This is a genomic window from Rhodococcus sp. 2H158, from assembly GCF_053764755.1.
This window is the reverse complement of sequence record NZ_JBSNCE010000015.1, coordinates 57803-79299: the sequence shown is the minus strand read 5'-3', so window position 1 is coordinate 79299 and position 21497 is coordinate 57803. Positions and strand designations below refer to the sequence as shown.

Here is a 21497-nt window from a genome sequence, read left to right as displayed (position 1 = left end):
GGCGTCCATGATGCGCGACCCGATTGTGATCACTGGTTCCCGGGTGTGGCTTCGAGGATGGTCTTCAGGCGAGCGAGGTCCTTGTTGTTCGCTCGACGCATAGCGCGGGCCAACAGCGGGGCGCCAAGTCGCGAGAATCCTGACGGTTCACCACGGTTGCGCAGCGTCATCCTTGTGGTGCCGCTCGATGTAGACCTCCACTCGTAGGTGGTTTCCATCGGGAACGGGCCTTCGGCAGTGCGCATTACGAAACGCTCGTCCGGAACCAGTTCTACGACCTCGTAGGTGTAGGTCAGACGCCGACCGAGGAACTCGGCGATGAAAACGATTCGGGAGCCAGCTTTCGCTGGTCTCGAGGACTTCCACTGCACCTCTTTGATATTTGTGTACCACGCTGTCGCGTGGTCGGGGTTCGACGAATAGTCGGCGACCTCGTTCCGTGGCCGCGCAATGGTGATCTCGGTCTCGACGTCCACTGCTGTCATGACACGACCTCCGTGTGCGGGCCCGCCCGGCGGGTTGGTTGACGGCGTCCACGCTCTGGACGCGGCCCGTCGGCCCCCCAACTGTAACTGGCGGGTGGTGCTGGGCCGTGGTAGCCGACGAAGGGTGACGGGCACCATTCGTTGATGTCTCGGCACAACTTGTCCGGTACGGGAACACCCGGACGTTCTCGGGGGGTTCCCCCAGCGTGCATCTATCCGAGGTAGGCGACCACGACGCGCAGGCACGCGGATTCCGGCAGTATGTCGAGCCCGAGATCGAGGTGCTGTTGCGGGTAGCGCTGACGCTCACCGGACCGGCGGATGCGGAGGACCTGGTGCAGGAGACCCTGGTCCGCGCCTGGCGCAGTGTCGACCGTTTCGATGGCCGCCATCCGCGGGCGTGGCTGCTGACGATCTTGAGGAACACGAACATGAACATGCATCGACGTCAGCGCCCGGACAGTGTCGACGATGTTGCCGCCTACGCCGGCGCCAGGCCCGCCTTCGGAATCGATCCGCCCAGCACCGAGGATCGCGTCCTGGAATCGATCCTGCCCGAGGATCTCGAACGGGCGGTGCAGGCACTGGACTCGAAGTTCCGGACCGTGCTGTTCCTGATCGACGTCGATCAACTGACCTACAGCGAAGCCGCCGATGTCCTCGGCGTTCCGGTGGGGACGGTGATGTCGAGGCTCAGCCGTGCACGCGACCGCGTGCGCAAGTACCTGCGACCCAACTTCGCCCCCACCACGAGAGGGAACCGATGATCAAGACTGTGCGCATGATGCTGACGTGCCACTGGTCGCGGCGTCGAATCCAGCGGTACCTGGACGCCGACCCCGCGGCGCTGCTCGACCCGAACGAGATCCGCCGGTTGGAGGCACACCTGGCCGAATGCGACAAGTGCAGTGCCGCCGCAGCCGAGTACCGACAGATCAACACCGCCCTCTCCCGGTGGGCTGCACGACGGATGGTCGACCCCACCAGCGTCACGCACATGCACCAGGTCGTCGACCGCATCGTTCGCGGTGAACTGCAGTGACCCGGGCCGGGCACACCACTGCCGGGGCCGTGCCCGCGTCGCGGTTACCCCGCGCCGCGGATCTGGTGGTAATCGGCGGAGGAACGGCAGGCATCGTCGCGGCGACAACCGCGGCCGGATTCGGCGCCAGGGTCCTGCTGATCGAACGTGACCGCACCGGCGGCGACTGTCTGTGGACCGGATGTGTGCCGTCGAAATCACTGCTCGCCGCGGCCACGGCGGCCGCGGCATCCGGTTCGACCGAGTGCTCGTCGCCGTCGGTCGCATCCCACGAACCGAGTCGATCGGACTCGACACGGCCGGTGTCACCGTCGATCGCCGCGGTTACGTCACCGTCGATGATCATCTGCGCACCTCCAACCCGAGGATCTGGGCGGCCGGTGACCTCACCGGTCACCCGCAGTTCACCCACACCGCGGGAATGCACGGCAGCATCGCCGCCGCCAACGCGATCCTGGGGCTGTGCCGCACCATCGACCGGACCGGCACGCCGCGCGTGACGGTCACCGACCCCGAGATCGCCGTCGCCGGAATCGACACGCAGACCGCCGGACGCATTCCCGGACTGCAGGTACGACCCTCGCCCACCGCCACCTCGATCGTCCGATCACCGAGGGCGCGACGCGCGGGTTCACCCGACTCGTCCTCGACCGCAAACACCACATCGTGGGGGCGACGATCGTCGGCCCGCGGGCGGGCGAGACGATCGGCGAACTGGTTCTGGCCGTCAAGCACGGCCTGCGCACACGGGACCTGGCCGGCGCCACCCACCCGTACCCGACGTACAACGACGGACCGTGGAACGCCTCGATCGCCGACGTTCGGGCCCAACTGGCCCGGCCCGCGGTCTCCCGTCCGCTCGCGGCGCTCGCCCGTGCCCGCAACCGGTGGCTTCGGATGCGGACCGGGTAGTTCCGAAAGACACCGGGTAGCTCCGAAAAACCTTGTCCGGCAGGGAAGCAGTGGCCGCGCTCAGCGGGTTTCCACACTGAGGAGGACGTCAGATTCCCTCCGATCCGAGTCCACCCACAAGGGAGCCGAGCCATGTCTTCGAACACCGCCCACATCACAACCGCACACGCCGGGACCACGACCGGATTCGGTCGTACCGTCGCGGGCGGCGCCGTCGCCGGACTGATTGCGTCGCTGGTCATGGCGATGTACGCCATGATCGCCGCCGTCACCTATCAGAACTCGGGATTCTTCACCCCGCTCTATCACATCGGATCGGTGTTCGTTGATCCGTCGACGATGATGACATCGATGCAACAGGCCATGGCCGGCTCGGACTTCTACTTCGCGTTCGGGCCCGCGGTCGTCGGTGCCGTCGTACACATGATGGTCGGGGTCATGTACGGCATCGTCTTCGCGCTCATCGCGCGGGTGGCGAAACTGCACGGAATCACCCTGATCATCGGCGGAATGATCTACGGCGTACTCGTTTTCGCGGTCAGCGCCTGGATCGGTCTCCCGCTCGCCGCCGCGATCTTCTCGAGTGGTGACCAGATCACCGACATGGCCTCGATGGTCGGATACGGCACCTTCCTCGTCGAGCACCTGATGTTCGGTGTCGCGGCGGCGCTGGTCCTGTTGCCGTCGACGCGGCGCTGACCCAGCGCTCGGGCACACGAGGACGCCATGACCACCGCCACCGCCCGCGTGGGAGACACGCTGATCGCGACCACCGACGACCCGATCGTCGTCGAAGGGAACGTCTATTTCCCCGAACACGACATCGTCGACGGGGTGCTGCGCGCGAACAAGGCCAAGAGCCTGTGCTTCTGGAAAGGCGTCGCCAGCTACTACGACGTGACCGCCGGAGGAGTCACCCTACCCAGCGCCGCCTTCACCTACCACCACCCCTCACCACTGGCACGGCGGATCAAAGGACGCATCGCCTTCTGGAACGGCGTGGACGTCAGCGCCACCGGCACCCGCACGTAGCGGCCCGTTTCCACTTCGCACCGACAGAACGAGAACGACATGAAACAGCTCACCGGCATCGGCGACCGCATCGGCCCGATCACCCTCTACGACGTCGACGGCGGGCGGGTCGAACTCGACGCGCTCCTCGACACACCGGTCGTGGTGCCCCTGGTCCGGTACTACGGCTGTATGCCCTGCAAGGCGTTCCTCCAGGAACTCGAGGACCTCCGAGAGGACTTCGAGGGCGCAGGGGTCCACGTCGCGGCCGTCGGCGGCGCCGCCGACTACCAGGCCCTTCACCTGATGGACCACGGCATCGGGTACCCGCTGCTCCTGGGCCCCGACCACACCCTGTATCAGGCGTTGGATGTGCACCGAATCCGCTGGTGGATGATGCTCAACCCACGTACCTGGTGGAAGTATCTGCCGGCAGCGCGCCGCGCCCGGCAGGGCCGCGTCACCGACCACCCCCTGCAAGCCCCCGGATTGGCGATCATCGATGCCGACCGCACGGTGCGCCTGCTTCACCGTGGTCGCACCCTCGGGGACTACCCGCCTGCGGCGCACGTCCTCGAGGAGGCTCGGCGTCTGGTCCGCAGCCGCACCTGACCCGCTCGGCCGGCCGGAGCGCATGCCGGTGCCGCGGTACCCGGCCGACGGTGTGCCGGTGAGCCGATCCGGGGTGATCGGCGAGACGCCGTGATCACCCCTGCGGGTGCGGATCTTCCGCGGTTCTCACCGGGTCCCCCGAGGACGAGATAGCCTCGGGCGACAGGGCGAGAGGGAGCGGCACCATGCACAGCGAGAAACTCCACTTCGCCGGCTCCGGCGCTACGGAACTGGCGGGCCGGCTGGACCTGCCGGAGCACACGCCGCGCGCGTTCGCACTGTTCGCGCACTGCTTCCCCTCCAGCGAGGACGTACCGGCGGCGGCGCGGATCTCGGAGGTCCTCACCGAGCACGGCATCGCCGTCCTGCGCTTCGACTTCACCGGTCTCGGCGGGTCCGGCGGGGACTGTGCCGGCACCACCTCCGGTTCCGATGCCGCCGACCTCGTGCACGCGGCAGGTTACCTGCGCGCCCACCACGCCGCTCCCAGCATCCTGATCGGCCACTCCCACTGCGGCGCGGCCGTCCTCGCGGCGAGCGAGTACGTGCCCGAGACGCGGGCCGTGATCACGATCGGCGCCCCGGCCGGGACCGAGCGGATCCCCAGGCTCGGCACCGCACTGCTGGTGATGCACTCCCCCACCGACGACACGGTCGGCATCGACAACGCCCGACAGATCTTCGATGCCGCCCGCCACCCCAAGTCCTTCCTCTCCCTCGACGGCGCCGACCACCTGCTCACCCGGCAGTCCGACGCCCGGTTCGTCGCCTCGATGCTGGCGACATGGGCGAGTAGGTACCTCGACGAGAACACTCCGGCGCAGGCGCCCACCGCGCCGGGCTCGGCCGAAGGCGTCGTCGAGGTCTCCGGGAACGGAGCCACCCGGTTCGGGCAGCGCATCACCCTGGGCCGGCACCTGATCACCGCCGATGAGCCCACACCGGTGGGCGACGACACCGGACCTTCGCCGTACGACCTGCTGCTCGCCTCCCTCGGCGCCTGTACGTCGATGACGCTGCGCATGTACGCCGACCGCAAGCAATGGCCCCTCGAGAACGTGACGGTTTCCCTGCGTCACAGCCGGATCCACGCCGCGGACTGCGCGGACTGCGAGACCCGGACCGGGCGGCTCGACAAGATCGAACGCGTGATCCACCTCGCCGGTGATCTCGACGAGCAACAGCGGCAGCGTCTGCTCGACATCGCCGACCGCTGTCCGGTGCACCGGACCCTGCACTCGGAGATCGTCGTGGACACCACCCTCGCAGCCGGTGACCCCGCCGACCAGGAGACCCGTGACGCACCGACGGCAACGACCGGGCCGGCACCGGCATGACCTCGCTGCCCATCGGCGACTACGCACTGCTCTCGGATCGGCACTCGGCCGCACTGGTGTCGTCCGACGGTTCGATCGACTGGCTGTGTATGCCCCGCTTCGACAGCCCCTCGATCTTCGCCTCGATCCTCGACGACAACGCCGGGCACTGGTCGATCCGGCCGGTCGGCGAATTCCGGGTTCAGCGCGAGTACGTCGAGGGCAGCATGGTTCTTCGCACGCTCTTCCACACCGGCGGGGGGATCCTCGAGCTGCGCGATGCCCTGATCCTCGGGGATGCGCAGGACCCCCATCGCCTGGGGGAGCATGCGCCGCACATGCTGGCCCGGACCGTCACCTGCACCCGCGGCAGCGTCAGCGCGGAGCTGCTGTTCCGGCCTCGTCCGGAGTACGGTCTCGTCGCGCCGGTGCTGACCGCCGTCGAAGGCGGGATCACGGCCGCCGGTGGGGCGAGCCGATTGACCCTGTCGAGCACGGTCCCCCTCGAGGTCTGCGGCGGCGCAGCCCGGGCCCAGTTCGACCTGCACGCCGGTGAGAGCGCGTACTTCGCTCTGCAGCACGCGGCACTCGGCGCACCCGTCCCGCCGGTGCGTCCCGGAGCCGCCGTCAGGGCAGCGGTCGACGACACGACGACCGGCTGGCAGGACTGGTCGGCGCAGCACCAGGCCTATCAGGGCCGCGCGCGCGATCTGGTCCACCACTCGGGACGGGTGCTGCAGGCATTGAGCTACCAGCCCACCGGCGCGATCGTGGCGGCAGTCACCACCTCGCTTCCCGAACAGGTCGGCGGTGCGCGCAACTGGGACTATCGCTACTCCTGGGTGCGCGACGCCAGCATGACCATGCAAGCGTTGTGGGTCGCTGCCTGTCCGGACGAGGCACACGAGTTCTTCGACTTCATGGCCACCGCCGCTGCCTGTTCCTACACCGACCACCCTCTTCAGATCATGTTCGGCATCGGCGGGGAGCACGACCTGTCGGAGCGGACCCTCCCCCACCTCTCCGGCTGGCGCGACAGCAAGCCCGTCCGGGTGGGGAACGGTGCCTGGACCCAGCCCCAGCTCGACACCTACGGCGAGTTGCTCGACGCCGCCGCCCAGCTCCGCGACCAGGTCGGCGCGCTCGACAGACCGACTCGCAACTTCCTGGTGGGCCTCGCCGACGCCGCCGCGGCCCGCTGGCGCCAACCCGACAACGGCATCTGGGAGGTCCGCGGCGAGCCGCGGCACTTCGTGCACTCCAAGGTCATGTGCTGGGTGGCCCTCGACCGTGCTGTCGCCCTGGCCGACTGGCTACACGCCGACGGCCATGTCGAGACATGGACGGCCGCTGCCCAGGAGATCCGAGATGCGGTGCTCACGCAGGGGTGGAACGAGGCCCTCGGTTCGTTCACGCAGTCCTTCGGCGCATCGAACCTCGACGCCACCGCCTTGCTGCTGCCGATCGTGGGTTTCCTTCCCCCGGACGACCCGCGGGTGCTGTCCACCATCGACGCCGTCCGCGAGCGGCTCACCGACGCACGCGGCCTGGTCCACCGCTACCACACCGGGGCGGGGGTGGACGGCCTCGAAGGCCAGGAGGGAACCTTCCTGCTGTGCACCTTCTGGCTCGCCCAGGCCCTCGCCATGGCCGGTCGCACCGACGAAGGTGCCGAGTTCTTCGAACGCGCGGTGGGCTACGTCAACGACGTGGGATTGCTCGCCGAGGAGATCGACTCCGCCACCGGGGAACAGCTGGGCAATTTCCCCCAGGCGTTCAGCCACATCGGACTGGTCAACGCCGCCTGGGCCCTGCACCAGGCAGAGCACGTCGGCACGTTCCGATGAACCGGCCGGATCGAGTGGAGGACGAGAGCTCCCGGGGTTCGCCGGCCGCGTGATCGTCGCACCGGCGAACGCGTCACGCCCGGTGACAGGCCACCTGCCCGCCACCGGGCACCTCGGTGGTCTCCGGTCGGCGTTCCCGGCACACCGGCATCACCTGCGGACAGCGGGAGCTGAACGCACACCCGGCCGGGGGATTCGCCGGGTCGGGCAGCTCGCCGTCGAGCCGGATCCGTGCGCGGTTGCGTTGCCGCGCGGGGTCCGGGACGGGCACCGCGGACAGCAGCGCCTGCGTGTACGGATGCGCGGGCTCGGTGAACAGCCGCTCCGACGGCCCCCACTCCACGATCCGGCCCAGATACATCACCGCCGTGGTGTGGGCGATGTGCCGGACCACCGCCAGGTCGTGCGCGATGAACAGATACGCGATGCCCAGCTCCGCGGACAACTCCTCGAGGAGCGCGATCACCTGGTTCTGGGTGGACACGTCGAGCGCACTGACCGCCTCGTCGGCGATCACCAGCTTCGGCTCCACGGCGATGGCCCGCGCGATGGCAATGCGCTGACGCTGGCCGCCGGAGAACTCGTACGGGTAGCGCTCGGCATGCTCGGCCCGCAGTCCCACCTGTTCGAGCAGCTGCCCGACCTTCCGGCGGCGGGCCACCGCATCGAGATCGGTGTGCACCTCGAGCGGTTCGGCGACGGCGTCCCCGACCGTGCGCGACGGATCCAGCGAGGAGTACGGGTCCTGGAACACCATCTGCATGTTGCGCCGGGCACCCCGCAGTTCCGACCGGTTCAGCGCGGTGAGGTCGACGCCGTCGAGAACCACCGAGCCGGCGGCGACGTCGACCAGCCGCAGGATGCCGCGGGCGGTGGTGGATTTTCCGGATCCGGATTCCCCGACCAGGGCGAAGGTCTCGCCGGACCGGATGTCGAAGCCGACCTCGTCCACCGCGCGGATCGTCCGCTTCTTACGTGACATCCGGCCCCGGACGGGGAACTCGACCCGCAGGCCCCGCACGCTGAGCAACGGTGCGCTCGCGTCCGATTCGACGACGTCCACAGTCATGAGGTTCCCTCCAGGATCAGATCGGTCACCCGCGCGCAGCGCGATACGCGGTCGTCGCCGGCCGGCCGCAGCGGCACGTCGACGGCGCACTCGTCGGCCCGGTGCGCGCAGCGCGGCGCGAACCGGCAGCCGCCGGGGATCGAGCCGGGCGGCGGTGGTGAGCCGGGGATGGTGTGCAGGTCCGTCCGGCCGCCGATGTCGGGCACCGATCGCAGCAGGCCCTCGGTGTACGGATGCCGGGGCGCCGCGTAGAGCGCCTCGGTGCGGGCCCGTTCGATCACCTGTCCCGCATACATCACCACCACCTCCGTGCACAGGTCGGCGACCACGCCGAGGTCGTGGGTCACGAACAGCACCCCCATGCCGAATCGTCCGGCCATCTCGCGGATCAGATCGAGCACCTGCGCCTGGATGGTGACGTCGAGTGCGGTGGTGGGTTCGTCGGCGACGAGCAGTTTCGGCTCGCACGCCAGGGCCATCGCGATCATCACCCGCTGCCGCATGCCCCCGGAGAACTCGTGCGGATACTGCCGGACCCGGCGTGCGGCATTCGGGATTCCGACGAGGTCGAGTACCTCCACGGCCCGGGCCGTGGCGTCCTTCCGGCTCACGCGGCGGTGCCGGCGCACCACCTCGGTGATCTGGTCACCGACCGTGAACACCGGGTTCAGGCTGGTCATCGGCTCCTGAAAGATCATGGCGATGTCGTTGCCGCGCACGGATTCCAGTTCCCGAGCAGGCATGGTCAGCAGGTCCCGTCCCTGGAACCGGATGCTGCCGGCGACCGTGCGGGACTGCCGGGGCGGCAGCAGCCGCAGCACCGAGGAGCACGTGACGGACTTGCCGGAGCCCGACTCCCCGACCAGCCCGACCAGTTCGCCGGCCGCGACGTCGAAGGACACGTCCTGCAGGACCGGCGTCCAGCCGGACGCGGTGGCGAATTCGACGCCGAGGCCGTCGACGCTCAGCAGTGGTTCGGTCATCGTTCGCTCCGGTTCTCGCGGCCCACCGAATCGCGGATGCCGTCACCGAGGGTGTTGCAGGCCAGCACGGCAAGGATGATGGCGACGGCGGGAATCAGGACGGGCCAGGCGGTGTAGTTCCATGCCTCGCGTCCCTCGGCGAGCATCCGCCCCCAACTCGGGTCGGGCGGCTGGACCCCGAGGCCGAGGAAGCTCAGCGAGGATTCGGCGAGCATAGCGAAGCCGCAGGCGAGACTGACCTGCACGATCAGCGGGGACAGGGTATGCGGGAGGATGTGCTTGCGCACGATCCACGCGGTCGGGGTGCCGATGCTGCGGGACGCCTCGATGAAGGTGTTCTCCCGCACCGCGATCACCGCGCCGCGCACGACGCGGAAGAACCTGGGCCCGAAGACGATTCCGATGGCGATCATCGCGTTGGTGAGATTCGGTCCCATGACGCCGACGATCGCCATCGCCAGCAGCAGCGGCGGGAAGCTGAGGAAGGCGTCGGCGATCCGGGACAGCAGCGCGTCCCAGCGGCCGCCGAGAAACCCCGCCGTCAGCGCGGGGATCACGCCGAAAGCCAGCCCCACCGACACCGAGATCGCCGCAGCCGAGACGGCGACCCGTGCGCCGTAGAGCAACCGCGACAGCGTGTCCCGGCCGAGGTTGTCCGTGCCGAGCAGATAGCCCTCGCTCAGCGGCGGCAGCCGGCGGGCCGTCAGTTCCTGCACCAGCGGATCGTGCGGCGCGATCAGCGGCGCGGCGAGACCCAGCACCGTGATCAGCGTCAGGAACACGGCCGCCGCGACGGCTGCGCGGCGGCCACGGAACCGGCGCAGGAACCGGCGGCGCGGGGATTCGACGACAACCGGGGACGCATCCTCGACGGTCTTCGTCGGCGTGATGGTTTCGCTCATGCGGCGCTCCTGGTCCGGGGGTTGAGGTAGCCGTACGAGATGTCGACGAGCAGGCTCATCACGACCGTCGCGAAGACACCGAAGATCACCACGCCCTGGATAGCGGGCAGGTCGCCGGACAGCACCGCCTGCACGGCGAAGTCCCCGAGTCCCTTGAGCCCGAACACCGACTCGATGACCGCCGTGCCGCCGAGCAGGAAAGCGATTTGCATGCCGAGCACCGTCGCGGTGGGGATGAACGCATTCTTGAGGGCGTGCTTCCACAGGACGGCACGTCGCCCGAGCCCCTTGGCCGTGGCGGTGCGGACGTAGTCCTGCTGCATCACGTCGATCATGGAACTGCGCAACTGGCGGGCGATCTCGGCCGCGGCAGCCAGTCCCAGCGCGATCGCCGGGAGCAGCAGGTGGCTGAGCCACGGCCACAGCCCCTTTGCGAGCGGTGTGTACCCGGTCGCGGGGAGTGCCTTCAACTGCAGGGAGAACACCAGCACCAGGATGAGACCGAGCACGAAGTTCGGTGTCGCGACGCCCAGCGTGGACCCCAGGCTGGTGGTCCGGTCCTGCCAGCTGCCGGGGCGGCTGCCGCCGATGATGCCGGCCGGAATGCCCACGGCCAGCGCGACCAGCACCGACACGAGGGTCAGCGACACGGTCACCGGCAGCCGGTCGACGATCATCTCGAGCACGGGGGCCTGATAGGTGAAGCTCGTCCCCAGGTCACCTCGCGCCAGACCGCCGAGGAAGTCGAGATACTGCACGACGACGGGCTGGTCGAGGCCGAGATCCACGCGCACCGCCTCGATCTGCTGCGGTGTCGCGCTCTCCCCGGCGATCCGATGGGCGGGATCGCCCGGGATCAGGAATATCAGGCCGAACGTGATGGCGGTGGCGATCAGCAGCAGCGGTAGCACCGCGAGCAGCCGTTGCCCGATCAATCGAAGCATCCTGCCGGTCCTTTACATCTCTCGAGGTATCGCTCGGGCGCTGCCGCAGCGGTCATTCGGCGGCCGTGAGGCCGATCCCTCCCCATTCGTCCAATGCGCGGTACGGCTGGTATCCGACGACCCGGTCGGTGAGGGTGGCGCCGAGGTCGGAGAAGGCCAGGGGGATCATCAGTGCCTGGTCCACGACCGTGGCGGAGACGTCGCCGATGAGCCGTCCCCGGGTCTGCTGGTCCGGTTCGGCGTTCGCGGCGGCCAGGGCCTCCGCGAAGCCGGGAGTGACGTCGTGCGACGGGTTCTGCGGCGAATCCGGGGCGAAGTAGGTGGCCAGCAGCAGCGACGGATCGGCGCGTCCGGAGAAGGTGGTGAGCACGGCGTCGAGCTCCCCCCGGTTGAAGACCGGTGACATCTCGGCCGGGCTGAGCAGGCGGATCTGCATGGTGACCCCGATCGCGTCGAGCTGCTGCTGGACGATCTGGGCGATCCGCTCGTTCTCGGGCAGGTTCATCACGCCGGCAGTGAACGTGAAGCCGTCCGGCAGGCCGGCGGCCGCGAGCGTCTCGCGGGCGGCCCGCTCCTCGTAGGCGTAGCGGTCGGCCAGTTCCGGGTTGTAGGCGAAGTAGCCCTGCGGGAAGTTCTGGCTGGCCGCCTCGCCGTGACCTTCGAGGGCGGAGTCGACAAGAGCCTGCCGGTCGATCGCGGTGCTCAGCGCCCGGCGCACGTCGACGTTGCCGAATTCGCTTCGGGTGCGGTTGAAGTGCAGGACGTAGTGGTTCAGGCTGGTCTGCACCTGCGAGTCCAGGCCCTGTGCGGCAGCGGGGTCGATCGAGAGCGGCGTGGCCATCGCGATGTCGAGTTCGCCCGACGCCATCGCGTTGATGCGGGTCTGCGGGTCGGTGACGACCTCCCACTCGAAGCGCTCGGCGGTCACCGACTCCGGATCCCAGTAGCCGTCCCAGGCCACGAAGTCGTACGACGCGCCGGGCTGGGCGTCGGCGACGGTGTACCGTCCCGCGCCGACCGGCCGCAGCACCAGGGCGGCGTCCTTCTCCGGCGTGCCGAACGCATTCGGGCTGACCATCATTCCGGGCAGATCGGACAGGGTCAGGACGAGTTGCGTGCCGGGTCCGGTCAACCGCAGCACCACCGTGGTGGGGTCGGGGGTCTCGATCGCCTCGACCGGGGCGAGCATCGTCGTGGTGATCGAGTCCGGCTCCTGGGCGCGTTCGAGGTTGGCCCGGACCGCCTGCGCGTCCAGCGGGGTGCCGTCCTGGAACTGCAGGCCCTCCCGCAGGTGGAAGGTGAGGGTGCGGCCGTCGTCGGAGAACTCCCACGACTCGGCCAGTCCCGGAATCGGGTTCGCGTCCCGGTCGCGGTGCACCAGCCGGTCGTACACCTGGGTCAGCATGATGTTGTCCTGCGCGACCCGGGTCTTGTGCGGATCGAAGGACGACGCCCCGTAGGTGGTGGCGTACCGCAGCGTCGCCTGCGGGTCGATGGTGGTCGACGCGGCGTCGGTGGTGTCCGGGGAGCCGCAGCCGGCGAGGAGCACGGCGGCCAGCGCGGCGCCCAGGGCGAGTCTCGAGCGACGATCCATGATGTTCTCCGTTCTCGCAGTGGTGGCGACGGACGCCGGGGTCGGCAGTGGTGGCGACGGACGCCGGGGTCGGCTAGGGCGCGGCGACACCGACTCCGCGCCACTCGTCGAGCACCCGGCTCGGCTCGTAACCGACGATGGTGCCGGACGTGATTGCACCCAGGTCGGCGAACGCGACGGGCAACATCGCGGCGTGATCCATCACCACCGCATTCACCTCCCCGAGCAGGGCGGCACGTTCGTCGGGATCGGTGGCCCGGTTGGCTGCTTCCATCGCCGCCCGGAAGCCAGGAATATCGTCGTGCGACGGGTTCTGCGGCGAGTCCTGCCCGTAGTACGAGGTCAGCAGCAGCGACGGTTCGGCGCGACCGGTCAGGGTGGTGAGGATGGCGTCGAGTTCGCCGCGGTTGAATGCGGGATTGAGGTCGGTCGGCGTCATCGACCGGATCTCCATCGTGATGCCCACCCGCGCCAGCTGTTCCTGCATGATCTGCGCGATGAGCTGGTTCTCCGGCAGGTTCGACGCGCCGGCGACGAACGAGAATCCGTTCGGCACACCGGCCTGTGCGAGCAGGGCCTTCGCGCGTTCGGGATCGAACGCGTACTGGCCGTCGAGGGCGGCGTTGTGCGCGAAGTACCCGGAGGGGAAGTTCTGGCTGGCGGCCTCGCCGTGTCCTTCGAGTGCGGTCTCGACGACGGCCTCCCGGTCGACGGCGTGGGCGAGCGCCTGCCGCACTTCGAGGTTCCCGAACTCGCTGCGGGTCCGGTTGAGGTTGAGCACGTAGTTGTTGAGGGTGGTCTGCACGTGCGACTCGAGACCCTGCTGCTCGGCCGGGTCGACGGACAGCGGGGTGGCGATCGCGGCGTCGAGCTGACCGGAGGCCACCGCGCTCACCCGGGTCTGCGGATCGGTCATCACGATCCACTCGAAGGCGCGGGCCTGCACCGCCTCCGGATCCCAGTAGCCGTCCCGGGCGACGAACTCGTACTGCGCACCGGGCTGTGCCTGCGCGACGGTGTAGCGGCCGGTGCCGGCGGGGGTCAGCACCAGGGCGGCGTCCTTGTCGGGGGTGCCGAACGCGTTGGGGTTGACCATCATTCCGGGCAGGTCGGAGAGGGTGAGCACGAGCTGCCCGCCCGGCCCGTCGAGCCGCAGCACCACGGTCTGCGGGTCGGGGGCCTCGACGGCGGCGACGCCGGTGAGCATGGCGGCGGTGATCGAGTCGGGCTGCATCGCCCGTTCGAGGTTGGCCACCACCGCGGCGGCGTCGAACGGGGTGCCGTCGGAGAATGTCACGGCCTGCCGCAGGCGCAGCGTCAGCGTGGATCCGTCGTCGGCGAACTCCCACGATTCGGCCAGGCCGGGAATCGGATTCGCGTCCCGATCACGGTGCACCAACCGGTCGTAGACCAGATTGAGCATGATCGAGTCGCTGGTGATCCTCGTCTTGTGCGGGTCGAACGACGACGCACCGTAGGTGGTGGCATAGCGCAACGTCGCGTTCGGGTCGACGGTCTGCGCGGCGTCCGTCGCCGCGGAACTGCCGCACCCGGCCACCGCGACGGCGACGGCGAGCACGGACAGGGCGGCCTTCATTGATCTACGAAACATCAGATTCCTCGGGGGGTTTCGGGTCGTCGAGGGGTTCACGGGGCGGCGACGCCGACGCCGCGCCACTCGTCGACGAGCAGGGTGGGTTCGTAGCCCACGACCTGATCGGTCAGGGTGGAGCCGAGCTCGAAGAACACCAACGGGATCGCGAGCGCGTTGTCGCTGACCAGATTCGACACGTCGCCGAGCTTGCCGGCACGCGCCTGCGGATCGGACTCGCGGTTGGCCGCATCCAGGGCCTCCTGGAATCCGGGGGCCGTGCTGCGGGACGGGTTCTGCGGCGAGTTTTCGCCGTACAGCGAGGAGAACAGCAGGGCGGGATCGGACCGGCCGGTGAAAGTGGTGACGACGGCGTCGGCGTCCCCGCGGTTGAACGTCGGGGAGGCTTCGGACGGCGGCATCGGCTTCAACTGCATGTCGATGCCGACCTCGGCGAGCTGTTGCTGCACGATCTGCGCCACCTGCACGTTCTCGGGCAGGTTGAGCAGGATCGCAGTGAAGGAGAACCCGTTCGGCAGTCCCGCCTGTACCAGGAGCTCCCGTGCCTTGTCGGGGTCGTACGGGTAGGCTCCGGCCAGGTCGGGCTCGTAGGCGAAGTAGTCCTTCGGGAAGTTCTGGGTCGCGGCCTCGGCGTGGCCTTCCATCGCGGTGTCGGCGATGGCCTGCCGGTCGATCGCATGCGCCAGCGCCTGGCGTACCTCGAGCTTGCCGAACTCCCCGCGCGACCGGTTGAGGTTGATGGCCATGTGGTCGAGCCGCAGCGCCGTCTCGACCCGAAGGCCCTGCTGCTCGGCGGCATCGATGGTCAGGGGCGTGGTGATGGCGGCGTCCAGGTCTCCGGAGGACACGGCGTTGAGCCGGGCCTGCGGATCGGTCATCACGGTCCACACCACGCTGTCTGCGCGAACCGCGTCGGAATCCCAGTAGCCGGGCCGCGCGGTGAACTCGTACTCGGCGCCCGGCTGCGCGCGGGTGACCGTGTAGCGGCCGGCACCGGCCGGGGTGAGCGCCAGCGCGGCGTTCTTCTCCGGAGTTCCGAATGCATCGGGGTCGACGATCATCCCGGCCAGGTCGGACAGCGCGAGGACGAGCTGTGCGCCGGGCCGGTCCAGCGCGAGCACGACGGTGCGATCGTCGGGGGTCGTGATGCCGGTGACCCCGGCGAGCATCGGTGCGGTCACCGAGTCCGGTTCGAGTGCGCGGTTCAGGTTGGCCCGGACGGCGGCCGCGTCCACGGGGGAACCGTCGGCGAAACTCACCCCCTCGCGCAGATGCAGGGTGAGGGACTCGTCCGTCAGCTCCCACGATTCGGCCAGGCCGGGGACGGGTTGCGCGTCGACGTCGCGGTGCACGAGCCGGTCGTAGACCAGGTTGAGCATCGTGGCGTCACTGGTGATCTTGGTCTTGTGCGGGTCGAACGAGGACGCGCCGAACACCGTCGCATAGCGCAGGGGGATCGCCGGGTCGGTGACGCCCGAGTTCTCGGACGCCTCGGAGCCGCACGCGGCCACCAGCACCGCGCACGTCCCGAGGGCGGCCGTCCACCGCCGGATGGAAAACCTGCCCGTTGCGACCGGCATCTCGCCCCTTCCTCGAAGCGCTCGCGCGCACAGTCGATTTCAGGACGGACGCCGATGCGCACGGCCTGTTGCCGACCGAACGTAAGGGCTTGTGACATGCCGCACATCGCCGTTCCCACTGAACGAGACCGTTAGGAATCGACGGTCAGCCGAGCCCCCCGAGCAGCACGGCGTTCACCTCCGCCGCCGGGACCATGGGCATCGTGTGGTGCGTTGCTCCCTCAACGATCACCGGCCGCAGCCGCGAGCTCGCCGCCGCGACCGCGGCCGCCACCCGCGCGCTGTCGTGGACCTTGCTGCCGGCCGCGAGAACCACCCTCGTGTCGACCCCGAGCCCGGCGAGGGCGGGACGTGCGGGCCGCTTCGGGACGACGAGCTTGGCCGTCGGGAAGTGCTCGGCACCCAGGGCGGCGAGGTTCAGCCAGTCCTCGTCGAGGGGCCGGCCGCCGGTCTCCCACTCGAGGAATCTGCGCTGGCGGTGTCCACTCGGCCGGAGCAGGAGCGGGACCGCCCGGACGAGGTACTGTGCGCGCATCCCGGCGAAGCACGAATTCGGATCGAGCAACACCATGTTCGAGATCCGCTCGGGGCGTTCGAGCGCGTAGGCGAGCGCGATCATCGCCCCGTACGAGTGGCCGACCAGCCGGAACGAGGACAGGCCGAGCGTCGCCGCGATGCCGTCGAGCCACGACAGCAGATCGTTCACGCTGCGCATCGGCTTTCCGTGCGCGAGACTCCGTCCCACGTCACCGATCGGATCCACCGCCAGGACCCGGTACCGGGCGGCGAGCGCGGCGGCGTTGGCGAACCACACCGTCGACGTCGCTCCCCCTCCGGGCAGCAGGAGGACCGGCGGCGCGTCCTCGCGGCCGCAGACGTTGATATGCGTTGTGCCGAATTCCGATTCGACCGTCACTGCGCCGACGTCTGCCGGCCACTTCGCGAGCACGGCATCGTAGGCGCGGTGGAACTGCCTCCCCGCAGTGGTGGCTGCGAAATCTGTTGTCGACGCACGCGGCATCGCCTTCCCCCCTTCGTCCGGATCAGCCGGTCGGTCCGGCCATCCCGTAGAACCGTTCGACCCGCACCGTCAGCACGAGCCGGCGGTCGGTGACCATCGCCTCCCGGAACTCGTCCCAGTCCGGGTGTTCGCCCTGCACCGCCCGGTACAGGGCGACGAGTTCCTCGACGGTGTCGTCGTGCGGGTCCTTCGCGACGGGCGAGAGTTCGGCGGTGCCCTCCGCGACCGCGTACGCCCAGCCGTCGGCGGCGCTGACGTACAGGCTCACGCGCGGGTCGCGGCGCATGTTCGCGGTCTTGGCCCGCCCGTCGGTGATGGAGACCGAGAAGGTCCGGGCGCCCGGGTCGTAGTGGTAGACGATGTTGGAGAGCTGTGGCCGCCCGTCCCGCTTCAGCGTGACGAGGGCCCCGATCTTCGTTGTAGCGAAGAGTGATTCGATACTGTCTGCGGCCGCCGTCATGGCATCACCATCTCTTTCCGTGGGACCGGTAGCGCTTGACGTACTCCACCCAGTTCCAGGTCGACAGGAACCCCTGCGCCGCCTCGTACCCCTTGGCGAACTGCGCCTCGATCTCGGACTTGTCGAGGCGGAAGTCGAGGACCCCCACGTCGGTCGAGTCGACCCGGATCGTGCGGGCGCTGACCCACGGCTGGTTGAGGTGGGCCTGGTCGCGGCCGACGAGCACGGTGGTGACGATGCCCTCGATCAGCTCCGGGGAGTCGCCGAGGGCCGAGAACGGACGCAGCAGCCGCAGCGGTGGGAGGACCTTGTCGTTGTCGGCGGGCAGGTTCGGCAGCACGGTGACGCCGAAGGTGGGCCAGCGGGGCTGCTCGGTGTCGATCCGGTCGAGCGAGTCGATCGGGAAGTTCGACAGCAGCCCGCCGTCGACCAGTGTCGACGTCAACCCGGACGTGGCGGTGAGCGTCGCGGGCCGGAAGTAGAACGGGATCGACATGGACGCGCGCACCGCGTCGGCCACCGACTGCTCGTCGGGATCGAGGCCGTAGACCGAGCGGTAGTCCCACGGCAGCCGGACCAGCAGGCCCCGCGTGATGTCCGTGACGGTGACCACCAGCCGGTACCGTCGCTCCTCGGGGATGTCGTCGTCCTCCATCCGCAGATCCCCGAAGGTGCTGACGCCCAGGTCCTTCAGCGTGTCCCGGATCCAGGCGTGCGCGTAGTCGCCCTGGTAGATCCCCGACCCCCGGAGCACCCCGAATGCGGGACCCAGCAGGGGAATCCGTTCGACGGGCCCCGGGTCCAGGAACTTGCGGTACTTGATCCCGAAGACGGCGTCGCGCATCTGCTCGCCCGTCCATCCGGCCTTCGATCCGGCCGCGACGATGGCGCCGACCACCGCCCCCGCGGACGTGCCCGACACCCGGTTGAGCCGGTATCCGGCGTCGGCCAGAGCCACGACGGCACCGGCGAGGCCGATGCCCTTCACCCCGCCGCCGGCGAGGACGAGGTCGGCGACGTCCGGGTGCGGGGCAGCGGTCATCGCACACCCCCGAGGTCGCGTCCGCCACCCGGGACGATCCGTTCGCACCCGTACATGGCCGCCTCCTCCTGCACCGCAGTGCCGCATCGACGAACTGTTCGCGGGACGGACCCACCCGGTTCCCCTGTCCCGTTCACACTATGCCGGGCACCGTGGGAACGCTGGCAGGAAATCGCGGTCCGGACTGCGATGTGGCGGCTGAGCGGGAGGATCTCGTTCTCGAGGGGGCGGTTGTTGCGGCGAACGCCGAGAGGCCCGCGCAGCAACCGCCCCCTCGACGCGACAACCGCCCGGTCAGCTCGGGCGGGCGTCGGGGTGTTCGCGCACGAAGTTGAGATACGCCTTCGACGGCGTCGGGCCGCGCTGGCCCTGGTACTTCGACCCGACGGCGGCGCTGCCGTAGGGGTGCTCGGCCGGGCTGGTCAGCCGGAACAGGCACAACTGCCCGATCTTCATCCCCGGCCACAGCGTGATCGGCAGGTTGGCGACGTTGGAGAGCTCGAGGGTGATGTGCCCGCTGAAGCCCGGGTCGATGAACCCCGCCGTGGAGTGGGTCAGCAACCCGAGGCGGCCGAGCGACGACTTGCCCTCGAGACGGCCGGCGAGGTCGTCGGGCAGGCTGCACGTCTCCATCGTCGAGCCGAGCACGAACTCGCCCGGGTGCAGCACGAACGGCTCCCCGGGCGGGGCCTGCACGAGCGAGGTGAGCTCGTCCTGGCGCTGCGCGGGGTCGATGTGCGTGTAGCGGGTGTTGTTGAAGACGCGGAACAGGCTGTCGAGCCGTACGTCCACACTCGACGGCTGCACCATCGCCGCATCGAAGGGGTCGATGCCGAGACGCCCGGAGGCGACCTCGGCGCGGATGTCGCGATCGGAGAGCAGCACGAGGTAGAGGTTAACAACCGCGCCGCTTGACCTCGAGTCGGCTCGAGGTTGTTCGCTGGGTTCCGTACTCGCGGACAGCCAGGAGGAGCCATGCGCGCCGTCGTCCGACGCCGATTCGGCAGCCCCGACGTTCTCGTCGTCGAACACGTCGAGGTGGCCCGGTGACCACCGTCGCGGACCAACCCCTGTGGTCCGCGCGGGACCGGGTCACCACGACCGGGGTCTTCGCACTCGCGTTCCTCGTCGCGTTCGAGTCGTTCGCCGTCGCGACCGTGATGCCGCTCGTCGGCCACGAGTTCGGCGACTACGGCTCCTACGCGCTGGCGTTCGCGGCACCGACCGCGGTGTCGGTCTTCGGGATCCGGCTCGCCGGGCCGTGGATCGACCGGGCCGGCCCCGGCCCGGCGCTGTATACCGGGGTGGCGGTGTTCGCCGGTGGTGTGGTCGGCGCGGCGGCGGCGACGGACATGACGGTGTTCCTCGCCGCCCGCGCCGTGCAGGGCCTGGGCGCGGGACTGGTCGGAGTGAGCCTCTACGTGGTGGTGGCCGCCGCCTACCCGGAGCAGCTGCGGGCCCGGGTGTTCACCGTTCTGACGAGCGCCTGGTTGCTGCCGGCGCTGCTGGGTCCACCGCTGGCGGGCGCGCTGGCCGACGGGTTCGGGTGGCGCTGGGTGTTCGCCGTCGCGCCCGTTCCCGCGGTGGTCGCGGTCGCGGCGCTGATCCCGGCGCTGCGCGGCACGAACGCCCGCGGCGCCGGGGATCAACCGTGGTCGCTCGGCCGCGGCGCCGTTGCGGCGGTCGCCGTGATGGGACTCGGCGTCGCCGGGCAGCGGTCCGTGACGGGATGGCCGGTGGTGCTGCTGGTTTCGCTGGTGGCCGTGGCGTGGGCGGTGCCGCGACTGCTTCCGCGGGGAACGTGGCGGTTCGACCCGGGCCTGCCCGCGCTGCTGGCGGCGCGGACCCTGGCCGGCGCGGCGTTCTTCGGCGTCGAGGTCTACGTGCCGCTGGCCCTGGTGCAGTTCCGGGGCTACTCCCCTGCGGCGGCCGGCGGCTTCCTCACGCTGTCGGCGGTGGCCTGGTTCGCGGGATCGTGGCTCGCGGCGCACGCGCGGATGCTCGCGGATCCGGTGCGCCGGATCCGGATCGGCGTGGTCGCGCTGGTGGCGGCGATCCCGGCGACGGCGACGGTCGCCGCGCCCGCGGTCCGGTCGATCGTTCCGTTGCTCGGCTGGGGCCTGGCGGGCCTGGGGATCGGGCTGGCGTTCGTGTCGGCGTCGGTGCTGCTGCTCGACTGGTCGCCGCCCGAGCACACCGGCGCGAACACGGCGGCCATGCAGGTCAACGATGCCGTCGGCCAGTCGCTCTGGCTGTCCGTCGGCGCGGTGGTGTTCGGGTTGTCGCACGCGGCGGGGTGGGGGTTCGCGGCGGTGTTCGCCGGCGCCGCGGTGGTCGCGGCCGCGGCGGGGGTGGCGAGCGGGCGCCTGCGCGTCAGCGGGCCTGCGACGACATCGTGAGCAGGAAATCGGTGCAGGCCTCGATCACCTCGTCCTGGCTCAGCGGGCTGTCGCCCTCGAGCCACGCCGTGAGCACCTGCGCGAGGCCTCCGACGACGAAGTGCGCCGCGAGGTCGAGCCGGGGCGTCGAGCTCACCTCGAAGAAGTCCACCGCCTGCGCCGTCACCAGCCCGGCGAACATGCGCGACGACTCGAGTCGCCGGCTCACCAGCTGGGGATTGGCCTGGCTGACGGAGAAGATCAGCCGGCCCATGCGCGGGTCCTCGGCGACCTCGCGGACGATGTTCTCCACGCCGGCACGGACCACCGACCGTTCGTCGCGCGGCGCCTCCGTGACCGCGCGCAGAGTGCTCTCGGCGATGCGCTGGATCACGTGGTCGTACACGGCGACGGTGAGTTCGTCGCGGTCGGGGAAGTTCTCGTAGAAGTAGCGCGAGGCCAGGCCGGTGCGCTTGCACACGCCGCGGACGGACAGGGTGTGATCGCCGTCGGGTCCGCCGAGGATGTCGAGCCCGGCCTCGATGAGCTGCGCCCGCCGTTCCGCCTGCCGCTGTTCTCCCCCGCGTCCCCCGTAGAGCCGTCCTGTCACCATTCGTCCATCTTCTCAGGAGAGCCCTTTACCCCGATCATATATGTGACTACATTCGTGTTCACATATAGGACGGA

23 protein-coding genes and 2 pseudogenes are annotated in these 21497 nt (G+C 69.6%); 11 read left to right on the top strand and 14 right to left on the bottom strand.

The features are described 5' to 3' along the window. Positions 1-29: 29 nt before the first annotated feature. Positions 30-485 (bottom strand): SRPBCC family protein, encoded by a 456-nt coding sequence (locus tag ACWPOB_RS16395; RefSeq protein ID WP_100055601.1) that lies wholly within the window; start codon positions 483-485, stop codon positions 30-32. A 206-nt stretch (positions 486-691) separates the two neighbouring features. Here ACWPOB_RS16395 and ACWPOB_RS16390 point away from each other — a divergent pair, with 206 nt between their 5' ends. The 4 genes and pseudogenes from ACWPOB_RS16390 to ACWPOB_RS16375 form a co-directional block, all read left to right on the top strand. Next, positions 692-1252 carry an RNA polymerase sigma factor gene (locus tag ACWPOB_RS16390; RefSeq protein WP_100055602.1) on the top strand — a complete coding sequence of 187 codons (561 nt, stop codon included), beginning with the start codon at positions 692-694 and terminating at the stop codon, positions 1250-1252. Beyond that, positions 1249-1527: an anti-sigma factor family protein gene (locus ACWPOB_RS16385; RefSeq protein ID WP_100055603.1), complete on the top strand. Its 279-nt coding sequence runs from the start codon at positions 1249-1251 to the stop codon at positions 1525-1527. The genes ACWPOB_RS16390 and ACWPOB_RS16385 overlap by 4 nt, the downstream gene beginning before the upstream one ends. Continuing rightward, positions 1524-1694: pseudogene (locus ACWPOB_RS16380) on the top strand (FAD-dependent oxidoreductase); the annotation flags it as partial. The gene ACWPOB_RS16385 and the pseudogene ACWPOB_RS16380, both read left to right, overlap by 4 nt. Positions 1695-1708: 14 nt before the next feature. Beyond that, a pseudogene (locus ACWPOB_RS16375) lies at positions 1709-1897 on the top strand (FAD-dependent oxidoreductase); the annotation flags it as partial. A 23-nt stretch (positions 1898-1920) separates the two neighbouring features. Here ACWPOB_RS16375 and ACWPOB_RS16370 read toward each other — a convergent pair. Next, entirely contained in the window at positions 1921-2187 is a 267-nt protein-coding gene (locus ACWPOB_RS16370) for a hypothetical protein (RefSeq protein ID WP_455401537.1), read from the bottom strand. Between ACWPOB_RS16370 and ACWPOB_RS16365 the strand changes: the two genes are divergently transcribed. From ACWPOB_RS16365 to ACWPOB_RS16340, 6 genes are all read left to right on the top strand, one after another. Further along, entirely contained in the window at positions 2134-2439 is a 306-nt protein-coding gene (locus ACWPOB_RS16365) for a hypothetical protein (protein WP_455401534.1), read from the top strand. The two genes, ACWPOB_RS16370 and ACWPOB_RS16365, sit on opposite strands and share 54 nt — an antisense overlap. 132 nt (positions 2440-2571) lie before the next feature. Then, entirely contained in the window at positions 2572-3138 is a 567-nt protein-coding gene (locus ACWPOB_RS16360) for a hypothetical protein (RefSeq protein ID WP_455401469.1), read from the top strand. Positions 3139-3165: 27 nt separating this feature from the next. Further along, positions 3166-3471: a DUF427 domain-containing protein gene (locus ACWPOB_RS16355; RefSeq protein ID WP_100055604.1), complete on the top strand. Its 306-nt coding sequence runs from the start codon at positions 3166-3168 to the stop codon at positions 3469-3471. Positions 3472-3510: 39 nt separating this feature from the next. Next, a complete protein-coding gene (locus ACWPOB_RS16350; RefSeq protein WP_455401468.1) occupies positions 3511-4062 on the top strand; it encodes a redoxin domain-containing protein in 552 nt (183 codons plus the stop codon). 185 nt (positions 4063-4247) lie between these two features. Then, positions 4248-5399 carry a bifunctional alpha/beta hydrolase/OsmC family protein gene (locus ACWPOB_RS16345; protein WP_455401467.1) on the top strand — a complete coding sequence of 384 codons (1152 nt, stop codon included), beginning with the start codon at positions 4248-4250 and terminating at the stop codon, positions 5397-5399. Then, positions 5396-7225, top strand: a complete 1830-nt coding sequence (locus ACWPOB_RS16340) for a glycoside hydrolase family 15 protein (RefSeq protein ID WP_455401466.1) — start codon at positions 5396-5398, stop codon at positions 7223-7225. Before ACWPOB_RS16345 ends, ACWPOB_RS16340 begins: the two co-directional genes overlap by 4 nt. A gap of 73 nt (positions 7226-7298) precedes the next feature. Here the strand turns inward: ACWPOB_RS16340 and ACWPOB_RS16335 are convergent, their stop codons facing one another. The 11 genes from ACWPOB_RS16335 to dcd form a co-directional block, all read right to left on the bottom strand. Next, on the bottom strand, positions 7299-8288 hold the full coding sequence (locus tag ACWPOB_RS16335) for an ABC transporter ATP-binding protein (protein WP_100055607.1): 990 nt from the start codon (positions 8286-8288) through the stop codon (positions 7299-7301). A gap of 2 nt (positions 8289-8290) precedes the next feature. Further along, a complete protein-coding gene (locus tag ACWPOB_RS16330; protein ID WP_455401465.1) occupies positions 8291-9277 on the bottom strand; it encodes an ABC transporter ATP-binding protein in 987 nt (328 codons plus the stop codon). After that, a complete protein-coding gene (locus ACWPOB_RS16325) occupies positions 9274-10179 on the bottom strand; it encodes an ABC transporter permease (protein ID WP_100057020.1) in 906 nt (301 codons plus the stop codon). Before ACWPOB_RS16325 ends, ACWPOB_RS16330 begins: the two co-directional genes overlap by 4 nt. Next, the gene (locus tag ACWPOB_RS16320; protein WP_006945898.1) at positions 10176-11123 is read right to left on the bottom strand and encodes an ABC transporter permease; all 948 of its coding nucleotides are present in this window, start codon (positions 11121-11123) and stop codon (positions 10176-10178) included. The genes ACWPOB_RS16325 and ACWPOB_RS16320 overlap by 4 nt, the downstream gene beginning before the upstream one ends. Before the next feature lie 52 nt (positions 11124-11175). Next, positions 11176-12717: an ABC transporter substrate-binding protein gene (locus ACWPOB_RS16315; protein WP_455401464.1), complete on the bottom strand. Its 1542-nt coding sequence runs from the start codon at positions 12715-12717 to the stop codon at positions 11176-11178. A 73-nt stretch (positions 12718-12790) separates the two neighbouring features. Then, entirely contained in the window at positions 12791-14314 is a 1524-nt protein-coding gene (locus ACWPOB_RS16310; protein ID WP_455401533.1) for an ABC transporter substrate-binding protein, read from the bottom strand. Between the two features lie 50 nt (positions 14315-14364). Further along, entirely contained in the window at positions 14365-15909 is a 1545-nt protein-coding gene (locus ACWPOB_RS16305; RefSeq protein WP_455401463.1) for an ABC transporter substrate-binding protein, read from the bottom strand. 145 nt (positions 15910-16054) lie between these two features. Further along, on the bottom strand, positions 16055-16930 hold the full coding sequence (locus ACWPOB_RS16300; protein WP_100057021.1) for an alpha/beta hydrolase: 876 nt from the start codon (positions 16928-16930) through the stop codon (positions 16055-16057). Between the two features lie 22 nt (positions 16931-16952). Beyond that, positions 16953-17390 carry a PPOX class F420-dependent oxidoreductase gene (locus tag ACWPOB_RS16295; RefSeq protein ID WP_100057022.1) on the bottom strand — a complete coding sequence of 146 codons (438 nt, stop codon included), beginning with the start codon at positions 17388-17390 and terminating at the stop codon, positions 16953-16955. Between the two features lie 4 nt (positions 17391-17394). Continuing rightward, positions 17395-18432 (bottom strand): patatin-like phospholipase family protein, encoded by a 1038-nt coding sequence (locus ACWPOB_RS16290; RefSeq protein WP_455401462.1) that lies wholly within the window; start codon positions 18430-18432, stop codon positions 17395-17397. A 294-nt stretch (positions 18433-18726) separates the two neighbouring features. Further along, positions 18727-19317 carry a dCTP deaminase gene (dcd, locus tag ACWPOB_RS16285; protein WP_006947585.1) on the bottom strand — a complete coding sequence of 197 codons (591 nt, stop codon included), beginning with the start codon at positions 19315-19317 and terminating at the stop codon, positions 18727-18729. Positions 19318-19478: 161 nt separating this feature from the next. On the opposite strand from dcd, the gene ACWPOB_RS16280 reads away from it, so the two are divergent. After that, complete coding sequence (locus tag ACWPOB_RS16280; RefSeq protein ID WP_455401461.1) at positions 19479-20831, top strand: MFS transporter; 1353 nt, start codon at positions 19479-19481, stop codon at positions 20829-20831. Here ACWPOB_RS16280 and ACWPOB_RS16275 read toward each other — a convergent pair. Next, positions 20806-21423 carry a TetR/AcrR family transcriptional regulator gene (locus ACWPOB_RS16275; RefSeq protein WP_006947584.1) on the bottom strand — a complete coding sequence of 206 codons (618 nt, stop codon included), beginning with the start codon at positions 21421-21423 and terminating at the stop codon, positions 20806-20808. The two genes, ACWPOB_RS16280 and ACWPOB_RS16275, sit on opposite strands and share 26 nt — an antisense overlap. Between the last annotated feature and the right edge of the window lie 74 nt (positions 21424-21497).

What these genes read in the sequence shown, in the direction of transcription:
- ACWPOB_RS16290 (WP_455401462.1), bottom strand. Translation starts at nt 18,432, where the DNA reads ATGACCGCTGCCCCGCACCCGGACGTCGCCGACCTCGTCCTCGCCGGC.
- ACWPOB_RS16345 (WP_455401467.1), top strand. Translation starts at nt 4,248, where the DNA reads ATGCACAGCGAGAAACTCCACTTCGCCGGCTCCGGCGCTACGGAACTG.
- ACWPOB_RS16275 (WP_006947584.1), bottom strand. Translation starts at nt 21,423, where the DNA reads ATGGTGACAGGACGGCTCTACGGGGGACGCGGGGGAGAACAGCGGCAG.
- ACWPOB_RS16295 (WP_100057022.1), bottom strand. Translation starts at nt 17,390, where the DNA reads ATGACGGCGGCCGCAGACAGTATCGAATCACTCTTCGCTACAACGAAG.
- ACWPOB_RS16315 (WP_455401464.1), bottom strand. Translation starts at nt 12,717, where the DNA reads ATGGATCGTCGCTCGAGACTCGCCCTGGGCGCCGCGCTGGCCGCCGTG.
- ACWPOB_RS16300 (WP_100057021.1), bottom strand. Translation starts at nt 16,930, where the DNA reads ATGCCGCGTGCGTCGACAACAGATTTCGCAGCCACCACTGCGGGGAGG.
- ACWPOB_RS16395 (WP_100055601.1), bottom strand. Translation starts at nt 485, where the DNA reads ATGACAGCAGTGGACGTCGAGACCGAGATCACCATTGCGCGGCCACGG.
- ACWPOB_RS16355 (WP_100055604.1), top strand. Translation starts at nt 3,166, where the DNA reads ATGACCACCGCCACCGCCCGCGTGGGAGACACGCTGATCGCGACCACC.
- ACWPOB_RS16305 (WP_455401463.1), bottom strand. Translation starts at nt 15,909, where the DNA reads ATGCCGGTCGCAACGGGCAGGTTTTCCATCCGGCGGTGGACGGCCGCC.
- ACWPOB_RS16385 (WP_100055603.1), top strand. Translation starts at nt 1,249, where the DNA reads ATGATCAAGACTGTGCGCATGATGCTGACGTGCCACTGGTCGCGGCGT.
- ACWPOB_RS16320 (WP_006945898.1), bottom strand. Translation starts at nt 11,123, where the DNA reads ATGCTTCGATTGATCGGGCAACGGCTGCTCGCGGTGCTACCGCTGCTG.
- ACWPOB_RS16350 (WP_455401468.1), top strand. Translation starts at nt 3,511, where the DNA reads ATGAAACAGCTCACCGGCATCGGCGACCGCATCGGCCCGATCACCCTC.
- ACWPOB_RS16340 (WP_455401466.1), top strand. Translation starts at nt 5,396, where the DNA reads ATGACCTCGCTGCCCATCGGCGACTACGCACTGCTCTCGGATCGGCAC.
- ACWPOB_RS16330 (WP_455401465.1), bottom strand. Translation starts at nt 9,277, where the DNA reads ATGACCGAACCACTGCTGAGCGTCGACGGCCTCGGCGTCGAATTCGCC.
- ACWPOB_RS16310 (WP_455401533.1), bottom strand. Translation starts at nt 14,314, where the DNA reads ATGAAGGCCGCCCTGTCCGTGCTCGCCGTCGCCGTCGCGGTGGCCGGG.
- ACWPOB_RS16360 (WP_455401469.1), top strand. Translation starts at nt 2,572, where the DNA reads ATGTCTTCGAACACCGCCCACATCACAACCGCACACGCCGGGACCACG.
- ACWPOB_RS16325 (WP_100057020.1), bottom strand. Translation starts at nt 10,179, where the DNA reads ATGAGCGAAACCATCACGCCGACGAAGACCGTCGAGGATGCGTCCCCG.